Raw genomic sequence first — 23,496 nt, forward strand, 5'->3', positions numbered from 1 at the left:
TCCGGCGCGACTGGCCTAGACTGGGCCAGGACCCGAAGGAGCGAACGCATGAACAGATCACTGCGTGGTGCGCTGGTGCTCATGGTGGCTGCGCTGCCGGCGTTCGCGTCGGACCCGGGCGCGGGCGCGAGCGGCGAGGCGCTGATGCGCCACGTGCAGGTGCTGGCCTCGGACGCGTTCGAAGGTCGTGCGCCGGCGACGCCCGGCGAGGAGAAAACGGTCGCCTATCTGATCGAGGAGTTCCGCAAGGCCGGTGTCGCCCCAGGCGGCGAGGACGGCAGCTGGACGCAGTCGGTGCCGCTGGTGCGCGCGCAGGTGCAGGGCGATGTGCGCGCGACCCTGCACAGCGGAGGCCAGGTGCGCGAGCTGGTCAACGGCGAGGACCTGACGCTGCAGACGCTCAGCCCTGTCGACCGGGTCGAGGTGGTGCAGGCGCCGCTGGTGTTCGTGGGCTACGGCATCAGCGCGCCCGAGCGCGACTGGGACGATTACAAGGGGGTCGACCTGGACGGCAGGATCGCCGTGGTGCTGGTCAACGATCCGGATTTCGAAACCGCGACGCCGGGCGCGTTCGAAGGACGTGCGGTCACCTACCACGGCCGCTGGACCTACAAGTACGAGGAACTGGCGCGGCGCGGCGCGACCGGCGCGCTGATCGTGCACGAGACCGCGCCGGCGGCCTATGGCTGGGAAACCGTGCGCAGCTCGGGGCTGTCGCCGCTGTTCGACATTCCGCGCACGGACGCCGCCCGCCACCACACCCTGCTGCGCGGCTGGATGCAGCGCGCGCTGGCCGAATCGCTGTTCGCCTCGGCCGGGCTGGATTTCGAACGCGAGAAGGCGCGGGCGCAGACACCGGACTTCACTCCGGTGGCACTGGGCGATGCGCGGCTGTCGGCCGCCTTCGATGTGCTGCGCGACCAGGTGGTGACACGCAACGTCATCGGCCGGCTCGACGGCGACGCGGCGCCGGCGGAGACGGTGATCTACGCCGCGCACTGGGACGCCTACGGCATCGGCGAGGCCGACGCCTCCGGCGACGGCATCCGCCACGGCGCGGTCGACAACGCGACCGGCGTGGCCGCGGTGCTGGAGCTGGCGCGGTTGTTCGCGCAGGCGCCGCGCACGCGGCGCAGCCTGATGTTCGTCGCGCTGACAGCCGAGGAGAAGGGACTGCAGGGCGCGAGCTACTACGTGGCCAATCCGCTGGCGCCGCTCGAGACCACCGCCGCAGTGCTCAACATCGAGACGCTCAGCCCGGACGGGCCGACCCGCGACATCGCGTCCTGGGGCAATGGGCGCGTCTCGCTGGAGCAGGACCTGCGGCGTGTCGCCGAAGTTGCGGGGCGCAGCTACTCGCCCGATCCCAACCTGGAAGCGGGCTATTTCTATCGCGCCGACCATTTCGCGTTCGCGCGCGCGGGCGTCCCCGCGATCACCATCGGCGCCGGGCTGGACCGGATCGATGGCGGCGTGGCCAGCGGCCAGGCGCTGCGCGAGCGCTATTTCGCCGACTGCTACCACCGTCCCTGCGATCGCTGGACGCCGGAATGGGACGTGCGCGGCCAGGTGCAGGACGTGGACCTGCTGTACACGCTCGGGCGCGGGATCGCGGACGGCGCGGGCTGGCCGCAATGGGATGCGGGCTCCGAGTTCCGCGGCGTGCGCGCGCGCAGCGAGGCCGTGCGCGCAGGCGCGGCGCGCTGACCGGCGCGGTCGACGAGGCGTTCAGTCCCAGCGGTTGAGGTGCGGGCCGAAGGGCTTGCGCTGCTGGCGCACCACGCAGAAGCGGTGGCCGCTGGGCGCTTCCATCACCACCCAGGTGTGGACCTGCTGCACCCTGCGCGCACCGAGCGCGACCAGGCGTTCGACCTCGGCCTCGACATCGTCGGTCTCGATGTCCAAGTGGATGCGCGGCGGATGCGAGACCTTCTGCAGCAGCAGGATCGGCTCGTCCACGGCGGTCTGCAGCTTGGCGTACTTGCCGTCGCCGTCCTCATCGAGTGTCGCCACCGGCTTGCCGAGGGCCCGGCTCCAGAATTCGACGTGGGGGGCGAGCTCGTCGGCGTTGCAGTCGAGCACGAAGCTGCACAGGCGGCTGTGGTGCGGCATGGCGGTCACTCCGGTGGGGAAGGCGGGGACGGGCTGTTCCAGGTTGTGGGCGCGGGGCGCCCGGACTCGCGCAGCGGCACCACGCAGAAGCGGTGGCCACTGGGCGCCTGCATGACCCACCAGCGGCCGCGCACGCATTCGAGGCGGCGCGCGCCCAGCGATTCGAGCCGCGCAGCCTCCGCGTCGATGTCGTCGGTCTCGATGTCCAGGTGCACGCGCGAAGGATGCGCGACCTTCTGCACTTCCACGTGAAGACCGCCGGGGCCTGCGCCCAGCACCGCGTAGCGTCCATGGCCGCCTTCATCCGGATCGACGATCGGCAGGCCGAGCGCGCGGCTCCAGAACGCGGCGGCCTCGGCGAGCGTGCCGTCGCGGCAGTCGATCATGAAGCCGGCGAGACGACTGCGGTGCATGAGTCCGTCGCCTCGCCTGCGCGCCCCGGAGCGGTCAGTGCGGCAGCGCGAGGTCGTCGAGCATGGCCCTGAGGAAGCGCGCCGCCTCGCCACCGGTGCAGGCGCGATGGTCGAAGGTGAGCGACAGCGGGATCACCCGGTGCGATTCGAAGCCGCCGATCACCGGCGTGATCTGGTGGCGACCGCGACCCGCGGCGACGATGGCCACGCAGGGCGGCACCACCACGGGCGTGGCATAGCGGCCGGCGAACATGCCGAAGTTCGACAGCGAGATCGTATAGCCCGACAGCTCGGAGGCGGGGATGCTGCGATCGGCGACCTGCTCGCGCAGGCGATTGATGCCGCCGCGTACGCCGTCGGCGTCGAGCAGGTCGGCATTGCGCAGGGCCGGCACGAACAGGCCGTCGTCGGTGTCCACCGCGATGCCGATGTCCACCTGCGGATGCAGGGTGCGCACCAGCTTGTCGCCATCGAACCAGGCATTGAGCGCGGGCACGGCCTTGGCCGCGGCGCAGATCGCGCGCACCAGGCGTACGGTGACGTCGTTGCCCGGCTGCCAGGCGTGGATGTCGGCATCGTCCACCAGGGTGGTGGGCACCACCTTGGCATGCGCATCGGCCATGACCCGGGCCATGTTGCGGCGCACGCCCTTGAGCTGCTCGGGCTGGCCGCTGGCGCTGACGCCCGGCGGCTGCGTGCGCATCGGGCGGCCGCTGGCCGACAGTGTGGTGCGCTGGTCCGGCGGGCGCTGCGCCCCGGCTGCCGCGCCGGTCCCCGGCCGTGCGGCCTCCGGGCTGCGCTGCGCCGCAGGGGCGTGCACGGGCTGTGTCGCTGCGGGCGCGGCCGAGCCCGCAGCCGCCGCCTGCTTGACGTCGGCCATGGTCACCACGCCGTCCGCGCCGCTGCCGCGCACGCGCGACAGGTCCACGCCGAGCTTGCGCGCCATCGCCCGCACCGCCGGCATGGCCTTGACCCCGCCGACCGAGACCGCGCCTTCGCTGCGCACCGCATCGGAGGCCTGCATCGCGCCGACCACGGTGCCGCTGTCGGCGCGGTCGCCGCCCGCCTCGGACTTCTGCTCGGGCGGCGCGTGTTCGCCACGCTCGATGGCGCCGCCCTCGCTGGACGCGACCACGCGCGCGTCCGGCGCCGGATCGGGCGCACCGGGCCCCTTGGCCGGGGCCGCGCCGTGGTGATGACCGGTGTCCTGGCCCTCGGCGCGTTGCGGCTGCGAGGGGTCGATCTCGAACTCGGCCAGCATCGCGCCGGTGACGATCACGTCCCCGGCCGCACCGGCCAGGCGCAGCACCTTGCCCGACACCGGCGAAGGCACGTCGACCACGGCCTTGGCCGTTTCCATCGACACCAGGTTGTCGTCGAGGCGGATGGTGTCGCCCTCCTTCACGTACCACTCCACGATGGTGGCGTCGGGCAGGCCTTCGCCGAGGTCGGGGAGCTGGAATACCTTCTTGTCGCCCATGTGCGCTTCCTGTGGGCGGGCCGCGGGCCCGCCATGCAATTTCGGTGGCGCCGTCGGCACCGCCCGATCCAGACCGCGAGTGCGCCCTTCGCCGGCGCGACTCAGGAGTGTGCCAGCGTCCGCTTCGCCGCTTCGACCACGCGCGCGGTCGCCGGCATGTACTTCATCTCCAGCCGGAACAGCGGCATGTGGGTGTCGTAGCCGGTGACGCGCTCGACCGGCGCGACCAGGTCGAACATCGATTCCTCGGCCAGGCGCGCGGCGATCTCGGCGCCGAAGCCCGCGGTGCGCGGCGCCTCGTGCACGATCACGCAGCGCCCGGTCTTGGCCACCGACTCGGCGATGGTGGCGAAGTCCAGCGGCTTGAGCGTGGCCACGTCGATCACCTCGGCACTGATGCCCTCGGCGGCCAATTGCTCGGCGGCCTCCAGCGCCTCCTTCACCTGCGCGCCCCAGGTGACGAGGGTGACGTCGCTGCCGTCGCGCAGCACGTAGCACACGTCCAGCGGCAGCGCCTCGCCGTCATCGGGCACCAGTTCCTTGTACTGGCGGTAGATGCGCTTGGGCTCGAAATAGATCACCGGGTCCGGCTCGCGGATCGCCGCCAGCAGCAGGCCGTAGGCGCGCGCGGGCGAGGACGGCAGCACCACGCGCAGGCCGGGCACGTTGGTGAACAGCGCCTCGTTGGCCTCGCTGTGGTGCTCGGGCGCGCGGATGCCGCCGCCCCAGGGCACGCGCAGCACCATCGGGCAGGTCAGCCGCCCGCGGGTGCGGTAGCGGAAGCGCGCGGCGTGGCAGATCACGTGGTCGAGCATCGGGTAGACGAAGCCGTCGAACTGCGCCTCGGCCACCGGCTTCATGCCCATCGCCGCCATGCCGACGGTCAGGCCGGCGATGGTGGTCTCGTCGAGCGGCGTGTCGAGCACGCGCATCGGCCCGAACTGCTGCTGCAGGCCGGCGGTGGCGCGGAACACGCCGCCGTTCACGCCCACGTCCTCGCCCAGCACCACCACCGACTCGTCGTGGCGCATTTCCCAGGCCAGCGCCTGGGTCACCGCCTCGATCAGGGTGATGGGCTTGGCGTTGGCCACGGCGTCGGTCACCACGGGGCTGGCTTCGGCCTTCATGCCCGGCCCTCCAGCGCCAGCAGCTGCGCGCGCTGCGCCAGGATGTCGGGCGGCGGGTCGGCGTAGAGGTAGTCGAACATCGCTTCGGGCGCCTGCGTCTTCGTTTCGAGGTAGGCGTTGATCTCCACGTCAACGCGCTGCGTGCACTCGGCGATCCAGCCCTTCTCCTGCGCCTCGTCCCACAGGCCCTGGGCGGTGAGCCACTTGCGCAGGCGCGTCATCGGGTCGCGGGTCCAGGCGTCCTTGACCTCGGCCTCGTCGCGGTAGCGGCGCGCATCGTCCGCCGTGGTGTGGTCGTGCAGGCGGTAGGTGAGGAACTCGATCACGCTGCCGCCCTCGCCGTTGCGCGCGCGCTCCATCACCCGGCGCATGCCCTCGAGCACGGCGAACAGGTCGTTGCCGTCCACCTGCAGGCAGTACAGGCCGCCGGCCAAGCCCTTCTGCGCCAGCGTTTCGGCGCCGGTTTGCGCGCTGCGCGGCACCGAGATCGCCCAGCCGTTGTTGATGATGCACTGCACGAAGGGCAGGGCGTAGGCGCCGGCGGAGTTGATTGCCGCGTAGGTATCGGTCTTGGAGCTGCCGCCGTCGCCGCAGCAGGTCACCGCCACGCGCTTCTCGCCGCGCAGCTTGAACGCCAGCGCCGCGCCGGCGGCATGCAGGCACTGGGTGGCGATCGGCACGCACCAGGGGAAGTCGTGGCGGGCCGGTTCGTTGGCGTAGTCGTTGCCGCGCTCGTCGCCGCCCCAGTACAGCAGGATCTCGCGCAGCTGCACGCCGCGCATGATCTGCGCGCCGTACTCGCGATAGCTGGGTGCCAGCACGTCCTCCGGGCGCATCGCCGCGCCGATTCCCACCTGGGTGGCCTCGTGGCCCAGGCAGGGCGCATAGGTGCCGAGCTTGCCGGTGCGCTGCAGGGCGACGGCCTTGCCGTCGAAGGTGCGAAGGAACAGCATCTGCCGGAACAGCGCCAGCAGTTCTTCCTTCGGAGGCAGATCCTGCGGCAGTTCGGCGACCAGCTGTCCGTCCGGGTCGAGGTATTGCAGGTACTCGATCTCGAAGCGTGCGGCAACGGTCATTCAATCCATCCGGTCAACAGTCGGACACGGGATGATAAAGGTGCTTTCGTAGGAAACCGTTGCGCATTGCGGCAATGCGGCTGACCGCGGCCGCTGGATGGTGGCGTCGAGCGGCATGCGGCCGCCTCCCAGGAACCTTCACGGTAGAGGCCGGAGCGAAGGCCGCCGCGAGCCGCGGCGGCCCCCAGGGCTTCAGTTGCTGAACGAAGCCCGCAGCGATACGTGCGCGAACGCCCGTACGCCGGCCAGCCGGACGAACCAGGTGCCGGGTGCCGGCGTGGCGATCGCGACGGTTTCATTGTTGCCCGGCCGCTGCGAGCGCCCGTCGAAGTCGGTGTCGGTGGGAATGCGCTCCCGCGCCACGGACAGGGTGACGTCGCCGCTGCCGCCAAAGCTGAGCACGCGCAGGTTGCGCGCGCCGGCCGGCACCTCGATGCGGTAGACGATGTCGTCACCGGCCGCGCCCGCATGTCCGCCCACCGGCACGCCGTTCTCCAGCACTGGTACCCCGGCCAGCGGATCCTCCACCCGCACCGCTGCGCCGGCCTCGTTGTTGTCCGCGTCCGGATCCTCGGTATGCGCGGTGGCCGCGGCCGCCAGCGTCAGCTGCGTGTCCTCCATTGCGTCGGTCGCGGTGGCCGCCAGCGCGAAGACCGCCTCGCCACCCGCATCCAGCGAGGGGGCATTGCAGGCCACGGTGGTCGTGCTGCCTGCGATTTCGGGCGTCTCGCAGCTCCAGCCCGCGGGCGCCGCGACCGCCAGGTCGGGCAGGGCCGCATCCAGGACGACGCCCATGCCGGGGAACTCGGCGGCGTCCGGACCGGCGTTGGCGACGACGACGGAAAACTCGGCCAGCGCGCCCGCCGCCACCGTCGGCGCCAGGGCCTCGGCCGTGATCGACAGGTCGGCCAGGCGCGGCGCCGCCACCCGTACCAGCAGCACGGTCGGATCGTGGTCGGACAGCCGCGACGGCGTCCCGTCCTCGTTGCGCGCCACCTCGGGGAAGTCGGCGCTGATCCGCGCATGGCTGAGCTCCAGCCCCGCGACCAGCGGCGATTCCACCAGCGCCTCGTTGACCAGCACGTGGTCCAGCGTCTGCGCCTGGTAGTCGAACACGAACGAGTAGCGTTGGTCAGGCTCCGCGAGCAGGGTGAGATTGGACAGGTTGGGCTCGACCCGGTCGACGCCGTCGCCATCCACCGCGGTCGCCGCGTCCGGGGCCGGCAGGCCGGTGATCGTTCCCAGCGCGTCCACCAGGCCGTCGTTGAACTCGAAGGCGTTGAAATCGCCCATCACCAGGATGTTGCGCGCCGGGTCGGCCGCCTGCATGCCCTGCACGATGGCGGCCAGCGAATCGGCCTGCGCCTGGCGCTTGGCGCGCACGCGCTGGCCCAGGGTGAGCCAGCCGTTGCTGCCCGCCTCGTCGCTGTCGACATCGTTGAGCGAGCGCTGATGCACGACGATCGCGGTGAACAGCCAGCTGCGGCCGTCGCCGAAGTGCACGATGCCGTCGAGCGACAGCGGCGGGCGGTCGTTGAGCAGGCTGGTGCTGCCGTCGGGATTGGCCAGCGTTTCCGCGGCGCCATGCTGGGTTACGCCCAGCACTTCGACGCGAGGTGTGCCGGTCGCCAGGGCGGCCGCCTTGACCAGGAAGCCCACGTCGATGCCGCCGACATCGTTGCCTTCCAGCAGGTGCGCGCTGTAGCCCGGATGGGGGTCGCCGCCGGCCACTGCATCGGCGTTGATCCTGTCGGCCAGCGCCTGCAGCGTGGCCAGGTTCTCGACCTCGGTCAGCCCCAGTACGTCAGGTGCGTGCAGGTAATCGCGGATCGCCAGCGAGGCTTTGGCCAGGCGGCGTTCGAACGCCGCGGTGGACAGCACCGGCTCGCCGATCGCCGGATCGTTGGCGTCGTCGAAGAAACGCTCCAGGTTCCAGGTGGCGAAGGTGGCGTCGTCCGCCGTGGGCACGCGCGCGGGTCGCGGCAGCCCGGTGGCGCTGCAGTCGATCGCGAGCGCTGCTTCGGGGTAGATCGTGTAGCGGCGGAAGGTGTAGTCGAGCGGGCCGACCAGGCTGCCCCCGCCGATCAGGCAACCCGCGGCCACGTTCGCCGCCGGCGCGCCGAGCGTGGTGCTGTTGACCGCGATCAGTTCGGGATTGAAGTCCCAGCGCGGGATCGCGGTGGCCGAGCTGCCCAGCGGATCGGGGTTGGGCACCGGGATGCCGGGTTCGCGGAACGGTCGTGGCATGCCGGTCACCACGACCGCGAAGCGGCCATTGCCGGTGGCGCTGGCCTGGGTTTCGTTGACGTTGCCGCCGGTGGGCGCGACCACGGTCGCGCTCGGCACCACCACGCGCATCCCTTCCAGGTGCTCGAGCTGATCTAGGCCGCCGTTGGCGGCAGGCAGGTCCAAGGTCAGGGCCACCGGCGCGGGCAGGGCATGGCCGGCCGACAGCGCGACCACGCTGGCGTCGACGATCTCGGTCAGCGGCAGCTGGTGCGGGTCTGCCGCCGGCACGTATTCCTCCACCGTGCCCTGCACCAGCACGCGGTTGCCTACCGCGGCGGATTCGGGCGGCGTGGTCGAGGTGAACACGAATACGCCCTCGGAGGTGGCTGGATCGCCGTCGTCCTCGCCCGGTGCGCTCTGCAGGAAGAAGCCGTTGTTCTTGCGGCCGGTCACGATGCCGGTGGTGGCCACCGCCATGCCGTCGTAGGGAGAGCGCTGGCCGCTGCCCTGGATCGCGGAGATCGCCAGGGTGCTGACATCGTCGTTGAGGATGGTGCCGATGCCCTGGGCATCGGCGAGTTCCGCGCCCACCGCGTTCGACAGCTCGACGCTGAAGCTTTCGTCCGGTTCGTTGGCGGTATCGCCGACGACCGACACGCTGATCGTCAGCGAGGTTGCGCCCTCGGCGAAGCTGGCAGTGCCGGACGCGGCCTGGTAGTCGCCGTCGGCGACGGTCGCGGTGCCGTCGGCGGTGGTCCAGTCGATGCTGACGCCGCCTGCGCCCGCAGGCTGGTTGAGGCTGATGGTGAAGAAGAACGGGGTGGTGCCGGCGTCGCCCTCGGCGGCGCTGGTGTCGGAGATGCTGGCGAACGGCGTCCCGCCGCCGCCGCAGGGTGCCGGCGGCGTGGCGCCGCTGCGCGGCGCGGGCGCGGCGCTGGCGAAGTCACTCGCGTTGTCGTTGCTGTCGCTGCAGCCCCCGTCGGCGCGGAAGGCGGCCGACGCGTTGTTGAGCGCCGGCGCGGCGGCGGCGCCTTCGAAGAAGTTGGCCCCGCCAAAGCCGACCAGGTCGACGATCAGCGCCAACTGCTCCGGCGTGCACGGCGTGCTGCCCCCGTTGCAGCCCAGCGACGAGGTCGAGGCGACCAGGGCGACCTTGCCGGCGCTGCCGGACATGTTGATGGTGCCGCTCGCGTCCGGCGCCGGCAGGGGCGCGCCGTTGGCGCCGCCGGCCAGGCCGACCAGGAAGTAGCGCCCGGGCTCGAGCGCGCCCGCCGGCAACACCACGATCTGGCCGGCGCCGGCGCCGAGGTTGCCGGTGCCGGTGGCGCTGGCGTACTGCACCGACAGCCCGCCCAGCGGCACCGCCTCGCTGCCGCGGTTGAACAGCTCGACATAGTCGGCGTTGTAGGGCGCGCCGCTGTTGCCGCCGCCGCCATAGACCTGACTGACCACGACCTGGGCATGCAGGGGAACGGCGCACAACACGCCGCACAGGACCAGCGCCGGCACCAGCCGGACAAGCAGCCGATAGACCACGGACTCACTCCCTCGATGTTCCGTTCCTCGCGGAACGGCTGGCCGGCCCCCCTGGCTGGGGCCGATTGTGCACCGTCCCGATGTCGGCTGCATGACGCCCCGCAGCGCCGTGCGCTACCCTCGTGCGATGGCCATCGACCAGAACGAACGTCCGCTCGAGGACGGCATCCACACCGACCTCGACGGCAGGATCACCTACGGCGGCTATCTGCGCCTGGACCGCCTGCTCGACGCGCAGCAGCCGCTGAGCGACCCGGCCCACCACGACGAAATGCTGTTCATCGTCCAGCACCAGGTCTCGGAGCTGTGGCTGAAGCTGATCATCCACGAGCTGGGCGCCGCGATCGCATTCCTGCGCCGCGACCAGGTCTGGCAGTGCCAGAAGGTGATCGCGCGCTGCAAGCAGGTGCTGCGGCAGCTGACCGAGCAATGGTCGGTGCTGGAGACGCTCACGCCCTCGGAGTACATGGAGTTCCGCGACGTGCTGGGGCCGTCGTCCGGCTTCCAGTCGCTGCAGTACCGGACGGTGGAGTTCCTGCTGGGCAACAAGAACGCGTCGATGCTCAAGGTGTTCGCGCACGATCCCGTGGGCCAGGCGCGGCTGCGCGAGGCGCTGGAGGCGCCGGGGCTGTACGACGAGTTCCTGATGTACCTGGCGCGCTGGGGGCATGCGGTGCCGGCGCAGCACCTGCAGCGGGACTGGTCGCGCCCGCACGTGCGCGACGAGGCGCTGCTGCCGGTGTTCGAGGCGATCTACGAGGGCACCGGCCGCTACTGGCGCGAGTATGCGCTGTGCGAGGACCTGGTCGATCTGGAGACGCAGTTCCAGCTGTGGCGCTTCCGCCACATGCGCACGGTGATGCGCATCATCGGCTTCAAGCGCGGCACCGGCGGCTCGTCCGGCGTGGGCTTCCTCAAGCAGGCGCTGGAGTTGACCTTCTTTCCGGAGCTGTTCGACGTGCGCACCAGCATCGGGCCGGGGCGTTGAGCGCGCGCGGGGCATGGACTCCGCGCTGACCGGCTGGAGCGCGTGGCCGGCGTGGCTGCTGGCGGCGCTGGTGCTGGCGCGGACGTTTCGCTCGCTGCACCGACATGCGGCATCGCTCGACGAGCAAGGCCGCCGGGTGCTGGTGCTGGCCACGCTGGCGCTGGCGGCGATGCGCTGGTTCAACACCGCCGCGTTGCAGGGCGTGATGCTGCATTTCCTCGGCGCCACCATCGCCACGCTGATGTTCGGCGCGGGCACCGCCTGCTGGGCGATGGCGCTGGTGAGCCTGGCCGGGGTGCTGATGGGTGCGGCCTGGCAGGGCTGGGCGATGGATTTCCTCGCCACCGGCGCGCTGCCGGTGATGGTGACCGCGCTCGTCTCGTGGGCGGCGCGCACCTGGCTGCCCCGCAACATCTTCGCCTACGTCATGCTCAATGCCTTCGCCGCCGGCGCGCTGGCGATGGCGGCCTCGATGCTGGCCAAGGCGGCGGTGGTCGCATTGCTGGGCGGGCGCGCGCTGGCGGCGTACCTCGTAGCCACGCCCATGCTGATGTTCGCCGAGGCCTTCTTCGCCGGCACCGTGATGGCCCTGGTGGTGGTCTATCGCCCGCACTGGTGTCGCAGCTTCGACGATCGCGACTATCTGTGGCCGGAGCGGCGGATGTAGCGGGGGCAGCGGTCGCTTGGCCCGATCGGGCGCGCGTGGGCGGGCCGGATGCACTAGCATCTGCCGATTCGCAGCCACTGGAACCCGCTTGATGAGCGAACAGCGCCCCGACCCCGTCCCGCCGCGCGGCGGATTTTCCTCGCGCATCCTCGACGGCGTCGAGCGAGTCGGCAACCGCCTGCCCGATCCTGCGGCGTTGTTCCTGATCCTGATGCTGCTGGTGTGGGCGCTGTCCTGGCTGCTTTCGGGCGTGGAGTTCAGCGCGGTCAATCCAGCCACCGGCGAGCCGATCCGGATCGTCAACCTGCTCTCGGGCGAGTCGCTGACCGCCTTCATGGCCAACCTCTACCGCGTGTTCATGGCCTTCGCGCCGCTGGGCGTGGTGCTGACGGCGATGCTGGGCCTGGGCGTGGCCGAGCACACCGGTTACATCAACGCAGGGCTGCGGCGGATGCTGTCGGTCACGCCGAAGTCGCTGCTGACCCCGGCGCTGGTGGCGGTGGCGGTGCTGAGCCACGTGGCGGTGGACGCAGGCTACGTGCTGGTGATCCCGCTGGGCGGGGTGATCTTCTACGCCGCGGGCCGGCATCCGCTGGCCGGCATCGCCGCGGCCTTCTGCGGCGTCTCGGGCGGATTCTCGGCGACCCTGCTGGTGCCGTCCTCGCTCGATCCGCTGCTGTCGAGCTTCACCCAGGAGGCAGGGCGCATCATCGATCCGGCGCTGATCGTCAATCCGCTCAACAACTGGATCTTCACCACGGTCTCGAGCCTGCTGATCATCGCCATCGGCTGGTTCGTCACCGATCGCATCATCGAGCCGCGCCTGGCGCGCACGGCCGTCGACGGCGACACCAAGGACCTGCCGACGATGGCGCCGCTGACCGATGCCGAGCGCCGCGGCCTGCTGTGGGCGACGCTGTCGATGCTGGCCGCATTGGCGCTGTTCGCGCTGAGCCTGCTGCCGGAAACTTCGCCCTGGCGCGCGCCGGCCGACACCCCGGCGGTGCTGGCCGGCGGTAATCCGCTGCTGGTGGCGCAGGCGCCGGTGATGCAGTCGATCGTGGCGCTGATCTTCATCCTGTTCCTGATCCCCGGCATCGTCTACGGCTACGTGGCCGGCACGGTCAAGACCCACCGCGACATCATCGCGGCGATGACCAAGGCCATGGGCGGCATGGCCTATTACATCGTCATCGCCTTCTTCATCGCCCAGTTCCTGGCCGGCTTCAACGGCTCCGGGCTCGGCACGCTGATGGCGGTGGAAGGAGCGGAGCTGCTCGAATCGCTGGGCCTGCCGATGTGGATGACGATCATCGGCCTGATCATCATGACCGGCGTGGTCAACCTGTTCATCGGCTCGGCCTCGGCCAAGTGGGCGTTGCTGGCGCCGATCATGGTGCCGCTGATGATGCAGCTGGGCGTCTCGCCCGACCTCACCCAGGCCGCCTACCGCGTCGGCGACTCGATGACCACCATCATCACCCCGCTGATGCCGTACTTCCCGCTGATCGTGGTCTTCTGCCAGCGCTACGTGACCTCGGCCGGCATCGGCACCCTGGCCTCGATCATGCTGCCGTACTCGGTGGCGCTGTCGGTGCTGTGGACCCTGCTGCTGCTCGCGTTCTGGGGGCTCGGGATCCCGCTGGGCATCGGCGCCAGCCACGACTACCCGGCCGGCTGAGGCCGGTTCCGGACCCGGCCGGGCGGCGTCCGGCCGTGGGCCGAGGCGCCCGCGGGTTCCCAAAGGGGGCCGCCAGGGGCTAACGTTGCGCCCGAAACGACCCGCCTGCGCGCGGCCGTGGGCGCCACGGCGCCGGCGGCTGCAGGTGGGGAGCGACCCAACCAGTCAATCCGGGGGAGTGCCACCGCATGAATTCCAACCGCGTCGAGCCCGCAGGTCCGGGCATGGAGCAACCGCGTTCCGGCACGGACATCCCGGAGTTCGCCCAGGTCATGGGTCATCCGCGTCCGCTGTGGATGCTGTTCATGACCGAATTCTGGGAGCGCTTCGCGTTCTACGGCATGCGCTGGGCGCTGGTGCTGTACATCGTGGCGCAGTTCTATGCCGGCGATGCGTCGGGCGAGGCCCCGGCCAGCGAGCTCTACGGCGCCTACCTGGCGCTGGTGTATGCGGCGGCGATCTTCGGCGGCTACGTGGCCGACAAGCTGATCGGCTACCAGCGCGCGATTTTGCTCGGCGCGGTGTTCATGGCCGCGGGCCTGTTCATGATCACCACGCCCAGCGATGCCTGGCTCAAGCTCGGCCTGGCCACGGTGATCGTCGGCAACGGCCTGTTCAAGCCGATCATCTCGACCATGGTCGGCAAGCTCTACGCCACCGGCGACGCGCGTCGCGATTCGGGTTTCACCATTTTCTACATGGGCATCAACATGGGCGCCTTCATCGCGCCCATCCTGACCGGCTGGCTGGCCGAGAAGGTGTTCGGCAGCGACGGCATGCCCGCCTACAAGGTGGTGTTCGTCGCCTCGGGCATCGGCATGGTGTTCAGCCTGTTGTGGTTCTGGTTCGGCCGCGCCCAGCTCAAGGGCATCGGCGCCGCGCCGGCCGACGCCCCCGGCATGGGCCGCGTGCTGGCGGTGGCCATCGGCGCGCTGGTGGCGATCCCGGCGTTCTACTTCCTGCTGACGATCGAGGCCGGCCTGCTCAACTGGATCCTGCTGGCGCTGTTCATCGTGCCGGCGATCATGCTGCTGGTCGAGGGCATCCGCGAAGGCTCGAAGCAGCGCGACATGGTGATCGCGATGCTGATCATCTTCGGCTTCAACGTGCTGTTCTGGATGTTCTTCGAGCAGGCCGGCAGCTCGTTCAACTTCCTGGCGCAGAACATCGTGAACCGCGACCTGGGCGGCTGGATCTTCCCGGTGGGTTGGTTCCAGTCGGTGAACTCGATCGCGATCATCACCCTGGCGCCGATCATCGCCTGGCTGTGGGTGAAGATGGGCAGCGCCAACCCGTCGATCCCGCGCAAGTTCGGCCTGGGCCTGATCTTCAACGGCCTGGCCTTCCTGCTGCTGATGTTCGCGCTGTCCAGCCTGGTCGATCCTGCCTCGCTGAAGATCCCGTTCTGGACGCTGTTCATGGTCTACGTCATCCAGTCGGTGGGCGAGCTCTGCCTGTCGCCGATCGGCCTGTCGATGACCACGAAGCTGGCCCCGTCCAAGCTCACCGGCCTGGCGATGGGCGGCTGGTTCCTGTCGATCGCCATCGGCAACAACCTCTCGGGCATCTTCGCCTCCAGCGTCAGCGGCGAGGGCGGCATGACGGTGGAATCGGCGCATGCCGGCTACACCTTCGGCTTCTGGGCCCTGCTCGGCGCCGGCGTGCTGCTGTTCCTGATCGCGCCGCTGATCCAGAGGCTGATGCACGGGGTGAAGTGAGGTGATGGCCTGCGCACGCGCTGCGCAGCTGCCATCGCGCCGTCCCTTGCAGCCGGCGAGGCGTCGCCACACTGTGGGAGCGGCCCTGATCGCGAACGTCCTTTCGCGCGCAAGCGCGCTCCCACGACTGCTCCAGACGGGCGGCCCGGACAGGGCCGCCGCCACTCCAACCACACCGAGCCAGGCCGAATGACCGACTCTCCTGCAGGCGCGCTGCCGCGCCCGTCCCCCGCGCAGCGCTGGCTGGCCCTGGTGCTGGTCAGCGTGGCGATGTTCGGCAACTACTACGTCTACGATGCCTTCGGGCCGGTGGTGGACCTGCTGCGCGAGCAGGAAGGCTTCACCTACGACCAGATCAGCATGATCTTCAGCGCCTACAGCGTCGCCGCGGTGGTGGTGCTGCTGATCGGCGGCTACGTGATCGACCGCTGGGGCACCAAGCGCGCGATCACCCTGTTCGCGCTGATCTGCCTGGCCGCGGCCGCGCTTATGGCCTCGACTGCGCGCTTCGAGACGATGCTGGCCGGGCGTTTCCTGCTGGGCATCGGCGCCGAGCCGCTGATCGTGGCGGCCACCGCGGTGCTGGCCAAGTGGTTCAAGGGCAAGGAGCTCTCCTTCGCGTTCGGCATCAACCTGTCGATCGCGCGGCTGGGCTCGGCCTCGGCCGACTGGTCGACCTCGTTCGCAAGTCCGCTCTACGCCAACTGGCAGGATCCGCTGTGGCTGGCCACCGGCGTGGCCGCGGTGGGCGTGACCGCGGCGATGCTGTACTGGATGACCGAGTCGCGGCTGGAAGGGCGGGTGAATCTCGGCCAGGCCGATGCCACCGACAAGCTCGAGCTGAAAGGCATGTACGCCTTCAGCGCGTCGTACTGGTACATCGTCGGCCTGTGCGTGGTGTTCTACGCCACGGTGTTCCCGTTCCGGGCCTTCGCCATCGACTACTTCCAGCAGGCCCACGGCCTGGCCCGCGAGACCGCCGGCATGCTCAGCAGCCTGCTGCCGGTGGCGGCGATCGTGGTCACGCCGCTGTTCGGCCTGTGGGTGGACCGGGTGGGACGGCGCTCGCTGTTCATGGCGGTGGGCTCGCTGGTGATGCTGCCCCTGTTCCTGCTGGTGACCTATGCGCCGCCGGGGCCGGACATCCCGCTTCCCTTCACCGACGGCACGCAGGTGCCGATGACCCTGCTGCTGGTGATGCTGCTGCTGGGCGGCGTTTTCTCGCTGATCCCCGCGGTGATGTGGCCCTCGGTGGCCTATATCGTGCGCGAGAACCGCCTGGGCGCGGCCTACTCGATGATGACCCTGTGCCAGCAGATCGGCGTAGCCCTGGTGCCGCTGGCGGTAGGGCGCTTCAACACCGCCTTCGCCGCCGGCCCGGAGAACCCGGCCGGCTATGCGCCGGGCATGTGGTTCTACACCGCGCTGGCGGCGCTCGGGCTGCTGTTCTCATGGCTGCTGTGGCGCGTCGAGAGCGGCCCCAACGCCCATGGGCTGGAATACAGCTCGGGCAGCAAGCCGGGCTAGGGCAGGAGCGGGCCGGCGGGCGGCATCCGCCGGGCCTTGCCGCGCGGGATGGGTCGGGACGCCGCCGCGAATCCTGTCTGCGGCGGCTTGGCGGATCTACTGCGCGGCGCCGGGTCCGGATCCGGGTTTACGGGCGCAACCGGAGCAAGGCACCGAGCCGCCTGGCCGTGAACGAGGTCCCCCCGCGCCGGCGGTATCCGGCTGGCGCCTCAGAGGTGCCGGATCATCGCGTCCATGCCGTCGCCGGCGAGCTTGTCGATCAGCCGCGACAGGGTGGCGCGCTCGTCTTCCGAGAGCGGCTCGAGCAGGTGGCGCTCACAGGTCAGGGTCATCGGCGCGACCTCGTCGTAGACCGAGAAGCCCGCCTCCGACAGGGTGAGCACCGAGCGGCGACGGTCGTCGCCATGGATCTCGCGCCGCACCAGTTCACGCTCGAGCAGGCGCGCCACCGCGCGGCTCACCGCCACCTTGTCCATCGCGGTGCGCTCGGTGACCTCGCGCGCCGACAGGCCCGGGTAGCGGCCCAGCACCGCCATGACCCGCCATTCTGTGATCGCCAGGCCGAAACGGCGGTGGTACTCGCTGGAAATCGCGTTGCTGACCCGGTTGGACAGCACGCTGAGGCGGTAGGGCAGGAAGCGCTCGAGATCGAGGTTGGCGTGTTCCTGCGGAACGGGCTGGTCGGACATGATGCACTGCACCTTGCTGTTGGTTGCGCCTGAAACTGTAAGATGGGCGACCGACCCACAGGCCCTGTGCCCTCCCCGGTGAGAGGATTATCACAATGACAGCGCAGTCACAAACCGCCCCGGCCCAGGCCGGCATGCAGGTGACCACGTTCGAGAACCCGATGGGCATCGACGGCTTCGAGTTCGTCGAGTATGCCGCCCCCGCCGGCCAGGCGGGGCATCTGCACGACTACTTCCGCAAGCTCGGCTTCGTCCAGGTGGCGCGCCACCGCACGCGCCCGATCAGCACCTACCGCCAGGGCGACTGCACCTTCCTGATCAACGAGGATCCCGATTCGTTCGCCGCGCGCTTCGCCGCCCAGCACGGCCCCAGCGCCTGCGGCTTCGCGATCCGCTTCAGCAAGCTCGCCGAGTGGGTGCGGGTGCAGGCGCTCAAGAACGGCGCCGAGGAATTCGAGCCGGCCGACGAACTGAGCAAGGCCGTGGCCGCGCCGGTGATCAAGGGCATCGGCGGCTGCATGCTCTACCTGGTCGACCGTTACGACGCGCGCGGCACCATCCACGATCCGGACTACGAGATCCTGCCGGGCGCCGAGCTGATGCCCGAGGGCTTCGGCCTGACCTTCATCGACCACCTGACCCACAACCTCTACCAGGGGAACATGGCGAAGTGGTCGGACTACTACGAGCGCCTGTTCAACTTCCGCGAGATCCGCTACTTCGACATCAAGGGCGCCAAGACCGGCCTGCTGTCCAAGGCGATGACCGCGCCCGATGGCATGGTGCGCATCCCGCTCAACGAATCCAGCGATCCGAAGAGCCAGATCAACGAGTACCTCGATACCTACCAGGGCGAGGGTATCCAGCACATCGCCTGCTTCACCGACGACATCTACGACACGGTGGAGAAGATGCGGGCGCAGGGCGTCGAGTTCCTGGACACGCCGGACACCTATTTCGAGGTGATCGACCAGCGCATCCCGGACCATGGCGAGGACGTGGCGCGGCTGGCGCGGAACAAGATCCTGATCGATGCCGATCCCGAGACCAAGCAGCGCAAGCTGCTGCAGATCTTCACCACCAACGCGCTCGGCCCGATCTTCTTCGAGATCATCCAGCGCAAGGGCAACGAAGGCTTCGGCGAAGGCAACTTCCAGGCGCTGTTCGAGAGCATCGAGCGCGACCAGATGAAGCGCGGGGTGCTGTAGGCTGCAGAGAAGCCTTCTCCGGCAGCCGGGGAGAGGCGGCGGGCAAGCCCCTCTCCCCCCGGGAGAGGGGTTGGGGAGAGGGTACGGCGCAGTGACGACGGTCAAGCCACCATTGCCAACCGTGACCCTGCAGCGGGCACGCGACATGCGCCGGGAACCGACGGATGCCGAGAGCAAACTCTGGTATCACCTGCGCGCAGGCCGCCTCGGCAAGCTGAAGTTCCGTCGCCAGCATCCTGTCCCGCCTTACATCGTCGACTTCTGCTGTCCGGACAGGAAGCTGATCGTCGAGCTGGACGGATCGCAGCATTCGCCGGATGTCGACGCAGCCAGGACCGCTTATCTGCAATCCCAAGGATTCAACGTGATTCGATTCTGGGACAACGAAGCGCTGACGCAGACCGATTCCGTGCTCGAGGCGATCTGGAGCGCCTCGCATGCGCCGGACCCTCACCCCGACCCCTCTCCCGACGGGAGAGGGGCTTGAGCGATGCGATGAACGATCCGGTGCTCGAGGCGATCTTGAACGCCGCGCGTGCGCCGGACCCTCTCCCCAACCCGCGCCCCGGCCCTGCGCAGCGCGCAGGGCATTCGGGGAGAACGCGAGCCAATGGCTCGCAATCGTTCCCCCCTCATCCCGGTGGTAGAGGGGCTTAGGACACCGCCATGAACGAATCCGCCAACCCGTCCTACATGTCCGGCTTCGGCAACGAGTTCGCCACCGAGGCGATTCCCGGCACCCTGCCGGTCGGGCGCAATTCGCCGCAGAAGGTGGCGCACGGGCTGTACGCCGAGCAGTTGACCGGCAGCGCGTTCACAGCGCCGCGCGGCAGCAACCGGCGCAGCTGGCTGTACCGCATCCGCCCGGCGGCGATGCACGGCCGGTTCGAGCCGTTCGCGCAGCCGCGCTTCCACAACCGCTTCGGCGAGACGCCGGTCTCGCCCGACCAGATGCGCTGGAACCCACTGCCGATGCCCGAGGCGCCCACCGACTTCGTCGAGGGCCTCTACACCGTCGCCGGCAACGGCGGCAGCGATGCGCACGCGGGAGTGGGCATCCATCTGTACGCGGCCAACACCGCGATGCGCGGGCGCTATTTCTACAGCGCCGACGGCGAGCTGCTGATCGTGCCCCAGCAGGGGCGGCTGCGCATCGCCACCGAGCTGGGCGTGCTGGCAGTGGAGCCGCAGGAGATCGCGGTGATCCCGCGCGGCGTGCGTTTCCGCGTCGAGCTGCCCGACGGGCCGTCGCGCGGCTATGTCTGCGAGAACTTCGGCGCGCTGCTGCGGCTGCCGGACCTCGGGCCGATCGGCTCGAACGGTCTGGCCAACCCGCGCGATTTCCTGTCGCCGGTGGCAGCCTGGGAGGATGTGGAGGGCAGCTTCGAGCTGATCGCCAAGTTCAACGGTCATCTCTGGCATGCGCCGATCGGGCATTCGCCGCTGGACGTGGTCGGCTGGCACGGCAATTACGCGCCCTACAAGTACGACCTGCGCCGCTTCAACACCATCGGTTCGATCAGTTTCGACCATCCCGATCCGAGCATCTTCCTGGTGCTCACCTCGCCGACCGACACCCCCGGCGTGGGCAACCTGGACCTGGCGATCTTCCCGCCGCGCTGGCTGGTGCAGCAGGACACCTTCCGCCCGCCGTGGTTCCACCGCAACGTCGCCAGCGAGTTCATGGGCCTGATCCATGGCGTGTACGACGCCAAGGCCGAGGGGTTCGCGCCGGGCGGCTGCTCGCTGCACAACTGCATGACCGGGCACGGGCCGGATGCGGCGACATTCGAGAAGGCTTCCAGCGCCGACCTGTCGCAGCCGGACGTCATCGCCGACACCATGGCCTTCATGTTCGAGACGCGCTCGGTGCTCAAGCCCAGCCGGCAGGCGGTGGAGGCGGCGCACCGGCAGCGCGACTACCAGGCCTGCTGGGCCGGCCTGCGCAAGCATTTCTCGCCGCCGGGCTGATCGCGGCGACGGATCTCGCGCCGGGCGCAGAGCCCGGCGTTCCCGTGGACGGGACGCCCGCTGCCGCAGCAGCTCCCGGCGCGGCCCGTCCGCCCGATTCCGGATGCCAGCAGCTGTTCCCGGCGGGACGGAGTTCGCCCCGGGGCGTCTCGGCAGCACGCTCACGAATCCCGTGACATGCTCGCGCGTCTCCCCGATCCCGGAGTTCGCATGCGCCTGCAGGTCTCCCTCCTGGCCCTCGCCGTCGCCACGCTCGCCGCCTGCGGCGCCCAGCGCGACGATTCCAACGCCGCCCCGTCCGACGCCGAGGCTACGCCGGCGGCTGCATCGCCGCCGCCCACCGACGCGCAGGCCGGGCTGCCCGCGGCCGGGCCTGCGCCCGCAGCCGGACAGGCGAGCGGATCGCTGCGTGTCGACGCGCCGGCCGAAGGCGCGATCACGTTCGCCGGCTTCGGCCCCGCATCGTTCGGCGCCAGCGCCGAAGTGGTGCGCCAGGCCTGGGGCGGCGACCTGGGCGATGCGCAGCCCGCCGAACCGGGCGGCTGCCATTACCTGATCCCGCAGCCGCTGGGGCCCGAGGGCTACCGCACCGCCTTCATGGTGGAGGGCGACCGCTTCGTGCGCATGGACGTGCGCGATGCCGGCGTCACCGCGCCCGGTGGCGCGAAGATCGGCATGAGCGGCGACGAGGTGCGCGCGCTGTACCCGGGGCGCGTGGAGGAGCAGCCGCACAAGTACGATCCCGAGGGCAGGGTGCTGCGCGTGGCCGCGCCCGGCGCCGACAGCGGCGTGCTGGTGCTGGAACTCGATGCCGCCGGCCGCGTGGACGAATGGCGCGTCGGCGTGCCGCCGCAGGTCGACTATGTCGAAGGCTGTTCCTGAGCGCGGGCGCGGCTCCGGCATAATCGCGGCACTTCGCAGGCGGAGGATGTGACGATGGCCGTTGCGCTGTTCTACTTCGCGGCAGGGATCGTCCTGCTGGCCCTGGGGGGCGATTCGCTGGTCAAGGCCTCGGTCGGGCTGGCGCGGCGCACGGGCATCTCGCCCTTCACCACCGGGCTGCTGCTGGTGGCCTTCGCCACCTCGGTCCCCGAACTCGCGGTCAACCTGCGCGCGATGGCGGTCGGCGACCATGCGCTTGCGCTGGGCAATGCGATCGGCAGCAACATCGCCAACTTCGGCCTGACCCTGGGCGCGGCCGCACTGTGCGCGCCACTGCTGATCCGCTGGAAAGCGCTGCCCTCGCCGCTGGTCTGCCTGGTGGTGGCGACCCTGGCGACGATCCTGCTCGGCCAGGACGGCAGGCTCACCCGGCTGGACGGCGCGGTCCTGGTCATCGCCTTCGTCGCGGTGCTGGTCTTCGCATGGATCTTCGGCCGGCGCCAGCCGGAGCTGCGGGCCGAGTTCACCGGCTTCGCCGAAACAAGCACCTCGCCCGGGCTCAACCTCGTCCGCCTGGCGGTCGCGATCGCCCTGCTGTGGTTCGGCGCGAAGTGGGTGGTGCAGGGCGCGCTGGACATGCGCCCGGCGCTGGGCATGGACTCGCTGCTGGTCGGCCTGCTGCCGGTCGCGATCGGCACCGCACTGCCGGAAGTGGCGGCCGCGATCGCCGCCGCGCGGCGCGGGCAGGGCGACATCGTCGCCGGCCACGTGATCGGCTCGAGCCTGGTCAACCTGCTGCTGGTGGTCGGCGGCATGGCGCTGGTGCGCGACGTGCCGGTGCCGGCCTCGTTCCTGCGCTTCGAGCTGCCGGCGGCGCTGGTGTTCGCCGCGCTGCTGCTGCCGATGCTGCGCGGCGGCCTGCAGGTCAGCCGCGCCGAGGGCGCGGTGCTGCTGCTGGCGTTCGCGACATGGGTCGGCTTCGAGCTGGCGATGGCGTAGCGCCCGCGCGCAGGGCCTTCAGCCGTCGTCGCGGCCTTCCTGGCGTTCGCGCGCCTGCTGCTCGGCGCGCTCGTCGGCGTCGTCGCGGATGTGGCCTTCGGGTTCGGTGCCGGAGCATGGCGCTTCGGGACGCTTGTCCATCAGCGACAGCGCCGCCCGCGACATCAGGTGCGCGGCCACCGGCGCGGTCAGGAACAGGAACACGGTGATCAGCAGCTCGCGCGGGTGCACGCCGGTGCCATGGATCGCGCGGTGCAGCACCGAGGCCGCCAGGATGCAGCCCACGCCCAGTGTGCTGGCCTTGGTCGGGCCATGGATGCGGTGGAAGAAGCTCGACAGCTTGACCAGGGCGAAACTGCCCAGGAACACGAAGAAGCAGCCCACCACCAGCAGGAACAGGGTGGCGATGTCGATCGCGAGCCTCATTCGACGATGTCCCGCCGGATCACGTACTTGCTCAGCACCACCGTGCCGAAGAAGCCGAGCATGGCGATGATCAGTGCGATCTCGAAATACACCTCGGTCTCGTCGAGCATGCCCAGCAGCACCACTTCCGCGATGGTGGCCACGTACAGCGTGTCCAGCGCGAGGATGCGGTCGGGCGCGGTCGGCCCGCGCACCAGCCGCCACAGCGCCAGCAGCATGGCGCAGCCGACCACCACCATCGCGCCGCCGATCACCAGGTTCATCAGGTCGATCATGGGAACACCCTGCGCAGCGGCGCCTCGTAGCGTTGCTTGATCTCCTGGATCATCTGCTCCGGATCCTCCACATGCAGGCAGTGCACCAGCAGGTGCCTGCGGTCGGCCGAAAGTTCGGCCGTGAGCGTGCCGGGCGTGAGCGTGATGACGCTGGTCAGGGCCGAGATCCCGTGGATGTTGGTCAGCTCCAGCGGGATCCAGATGAAGCCCGGCTTGAGCCGGTCTTCCGGGCCCAGCACCTGGCGGGCCACGGTCACGTTCGCCACCACCACGTCCCACAGCAGCTTGGCGCCCAGCGACAGCAGGATCCGCGATTCGCCGATGCGCGCGAACTCGCGCTCCAGGCGCGCGGCGATCTGCGGCATCAGCCAGGCCAGGAACGCGGCCAGCGCCAGCGTGCCCGGACTGGCGTCCTCGGCCATCAGCAACCAGAAGACGAAGACGGTGATGCTCTGCGGCACCGAGGGGAAGATGCGGGCGATCATGTCCGGC

21 protein-coding genes are annotated in these 23,496 nt (G+C 70.2%); 11 read left to right on the top strand and 10 right to left on the bottom strand.

The features are described 5' to 3' along the window. Positions 1-48: 48 nt before the first annotated feature. The gene (locus ACQYVW_RS10780; protein WP_434947003.1) at positions 49-1,707 is read left to right on the top strand and encodes a M28 family metallopeptidase; all 1,659 of its coding nucleotides are present in this window, start codon (positions 49-51) and stop codon (positions 1,705-1,707) included. A gap of 21 nt (positions 1,708-1,728) precedes the next feature. Here the strand turns inward: ACQYVW_RS10780 and ACQYVW_RS10785 are convergent, their stop codons facing one another. From ACQYVW_RS10785 to ACQYVW_RS10810, 6 genes are all read right to left on the bottom strand, one after another. After that, positions 1,729-2,112, bottom strand: a complete 384-nt coding sequence (locus tag ACQYVW_RS10785; protein ID WP_434947004.1) for a VOC family protein — start codon at positions 2,110-2,112, stop codon at positions 1,729-1,731. Between the two features lie 5 nt (positions 2,113-2,117). After that, on the bottom strand, positions 2,118-2,525 hold the full coding sequence (locus ACQYVW_RS10790; protein WP_434936041.1) for a VOC family protein: 408 nt from the start codon (positions 2,523-2,525) through the stop codon (positions 2,118-2,120). 34 nt (positions 2,526-2,559) lie between these two features. After that, positions 2,560-4,005, bottom strand: coding sequence for a dihydrolipoamide acetyltransferase family protein (locus ACQYVW_RS10795; protein WP_434947005.1), 1,446 nt, complete (start codon positions 4,003-4,005; stop codon positions 2,560-2,562). 101 nt (positions 4,006-4,106) lie between these two features. Further along, on the bottom strand, positions 4,107-5,132 hold the full coding sequence (locus ACQYVW_RS10800; RefSeq protein WP_434936453.1) for an alpha-ketoacid dehydrogenase subunit beta: 1,026 nt from the start codon (positions 5,130-5,132) through the stop codon (positions 4,107-4,109). Continuing rightward, a complete protein-coding gene (pdhA, locus tag ACQYVW_RS10805) occupies positions 5,129-6,208 on the bottom strand; it encodes a pyruvate dehydrogenase (acetyl-transferring) E1 component subunit alpha (protein WP_434936455.1) in 1,080 nt (359 codons plus the stop codon). Before pdhA ends, ACQYVW_RS10800 begins: the two co-directional genes overlap by 4 nt. Positions 6,209-6,400: 192 nt before the next feature. Then, the gene (locus ACQYVW_RS10810; RefSeq protein WP_434947006.1) at positions 6,401-9,973 is read right to left on the bottom strand and encodes a Calx-beta domain-containing protein; all 3,573 of its coding nucleotides are present in this window, start codon (positions 9,971-9,973) and stop codon (positions 6,401-6,403) included. 127 nt (positions 9,974-10,100) lie between these two features. Between ACQYVW_RS10810 and ACQYVW_RS10815 the strand changes: the two genes are divergently transcribed. The 5 genes from ACQYVW_RS10815 (at position 10,101) to ACQYVW_RS10835 (ending at position 16,554) form a co-directional block, all read left to right on the top strand. Then, a complete protein-coding gene (locus ACQYVW_RS10815) occupies positions 10,101-10,961 on the top strand; it encodes a tryptophan 2,3-dioxygenase (protein ID WP_434947210.1) in 861 nt (286 codons plus the stop codon). A gap of 13 nt (positions 10,962-10,974) precedes the next feature. Then, on the top strand, positions 10,975-11,628 hold the full coding sequence (locus tag ACQYVW_RS10820) for an energy-coupling factor ABC transporter permease (protein ID WP_434947007.1): 654 nt from the start codon (positions 10,975-10,977) through the stop codon (positions 11,626-11,628). Between the two features lie 91 nt (positions 11,629-11,719). Beyond that, positions 11,720-13,309, top strand: a complete 1,590-nt coding sequence (locus ACQYVW_RS10825) for an AbgT family transporter (protein WP_434935696.1) — start codon at positions 11,720-11,722, stop codon at positions 13,307-13,309. A 224-nt stretch (positions 13,310-13,533) separates the two neighbouring features. Continuing rightward, positions 13,534-15,027: a peptide MFS transporter gene (locus ACQYVW_RS10830; RefSeq protein WP_434935701.1), complete on the top strand. Its 1,494-nt coding sequence runs from the start codon at positions 13,534-13,536 to the stop codon at positions 15,025-15,027. Between the two features lie 189 nt (positions 15,028-15,216). Next, positions 15,217-16,554, top strand: coding sequence for an MFS transporter (locus ACQYVW_RS10835; protein WP_434935694.1), 1,338 nt, complete (start codon positions 15,217-15,219; stop codon positions 16,552-16,554). A 209-nt stretch (positions 16,555-16,763) separates the two neighbouring features. Here ACQYVW_RS10835 and ACQYVW_RS10840 read toward each other — a convergent pair whose 3' ends face one another. Then, positions 16,764-17,243, bottom strand: a complete 480-nt coding sequence (locus tag ACQYVW_RS10840; RefSeq protein ID WP_434947008.1) for a MarR family winged helix-turn-helix transcriptional regulator — start codon at positions 17,241-17,243, stop codon at positions 16,764-16,766. Between the two features lie 95 nt (positions 17,244-17,338). Between ACQYVW_RS10840 and hppD the strand changes: the two genes are divergently transcribed. From hppD to ACQYVW_RS10865, 5 genes are all read left to right on the top strand, one after another. Then, positions 17,339-18,451: a 4-hydroxyphenylpyruvate dioxygenase gene (gene hppD, locus ACQYVW_RS10845; RefSeq protein ID WP_434947009.1), complete on the top strand. Its 1,113-nt coding sequence runs from the start codon at positions 17,339-17,341 to the stop codon at positions 18,449-18,451. A 91-nt stretch (positions 18,452-18,542) separates the two neighbouring features. Continuing rightward, positions 18,543-18,938 carry an endonuclease domain-containing protein gene (locus ACQYVW_RS10850; RefSeq protein ID WP_434947010.1) on the top strand — a complete coding sequence of 132 codons (396 nt, stop codon included), beginning with the start codon at positions 18,543-18,545 and terminating at the stop codon, positions 18,936-18,938. Positions 18,939-19,117: 179 nt separating this feature from the next. Next, complete coding sequence (hmgA, locus tag ACQYVW_RS10855) at positions 19,118-20,422, top strand: homogentisate 1,2-dioxygenase (protein ID WP_434947011.1); 1,305 nt, start codon at positions 19,118-19,120, stop codon at positions 20,420-20,422. Positions 20,423-20,632: 210 nt separating this feature from the next. Further along, the gene (locus ACQYVW_RS10860; RefSeq protein ID WP_434947012.1) at positions 20,633-21,304 is read left to right on the top strand and encodes a hypothetical protein; all 672 of its coding nucleotides are present in this window, start codon (positions 20,633-20,635) and stop codon (positions 21,302-21,304) included. A gap of 54 nt (positions 21,305-21,358) precedes the next feature. After that, on the top strand, positions 21,359-22,303 hold the full coding sequence (locus ACQYVW_RS10865) for a sodium:calcium antiporter (RefSeq protein WP_434947013.1): 945 nt from the start codon (positions 21,359-21,361) through the stop codon (positions 22,301-22,303). A gap of 18 nt (positions 22,304-22,321) precedes the next feature. Here ACQYVW_RS10865 and mnhG read toward each other — a convergent pair whose 3' ends face one another. From mnhG to ACQYVW_RS10880, 3 genes are read right to left on the bottom strand one after another with little or no spacing between them, the layout of a single operon-like run. Next, a complete protein-coding gene (gene mnhG / locus ACQYVW_RS10870; protein ID WP_434947014.1) occupies positions 22,322-22,729 on the bottom strand; it encodes a monovalent cation/H(+) antiporter subunit G in 408 nt (135 codons plus the stop codon). Next, complete coding sequence (locus ACQYVW_RS10875; RefSeq protein WP_434934492.1) at positions 22,726-23,004, bottom strand: K+/H+ antiporter subunit F; 279 nt, start codon at positions 23,002-23,004, stop codon at positions 22,726-22,728. Before ACQYVW_RS10875 ends, mnhG begins: the two co-directional genes overlap by 4 nt. Further along, the gene (locus ACQYVW_RS10880; RefSeq protein ID WP_434947015.1) at positions 23,001-23,489 is read right to left on the bottom strand and encodes a Na+/H+ antiporter subunit E; all 489 of its coding nucleotides are present in this window, start codon (positions 23,487-23,489) and stop codon (positions 23,001-23,003) included. The genes ACQYVW_RS10875 and ACQYVW_RS10880 overlap by 4 nt, the downstream gene beginning before the upstream one ends. Positions 23,490-23,496: the final 7 nt, after the last annotated feature.

Source organism: Luteimonas campi (assembly GCF_051162505.1).
GTDB lineage: Bacteria > Pseudomonadota > Gammaproteobacteria > Xanthomonadales > Xanthomonadaceae > Luteimonas.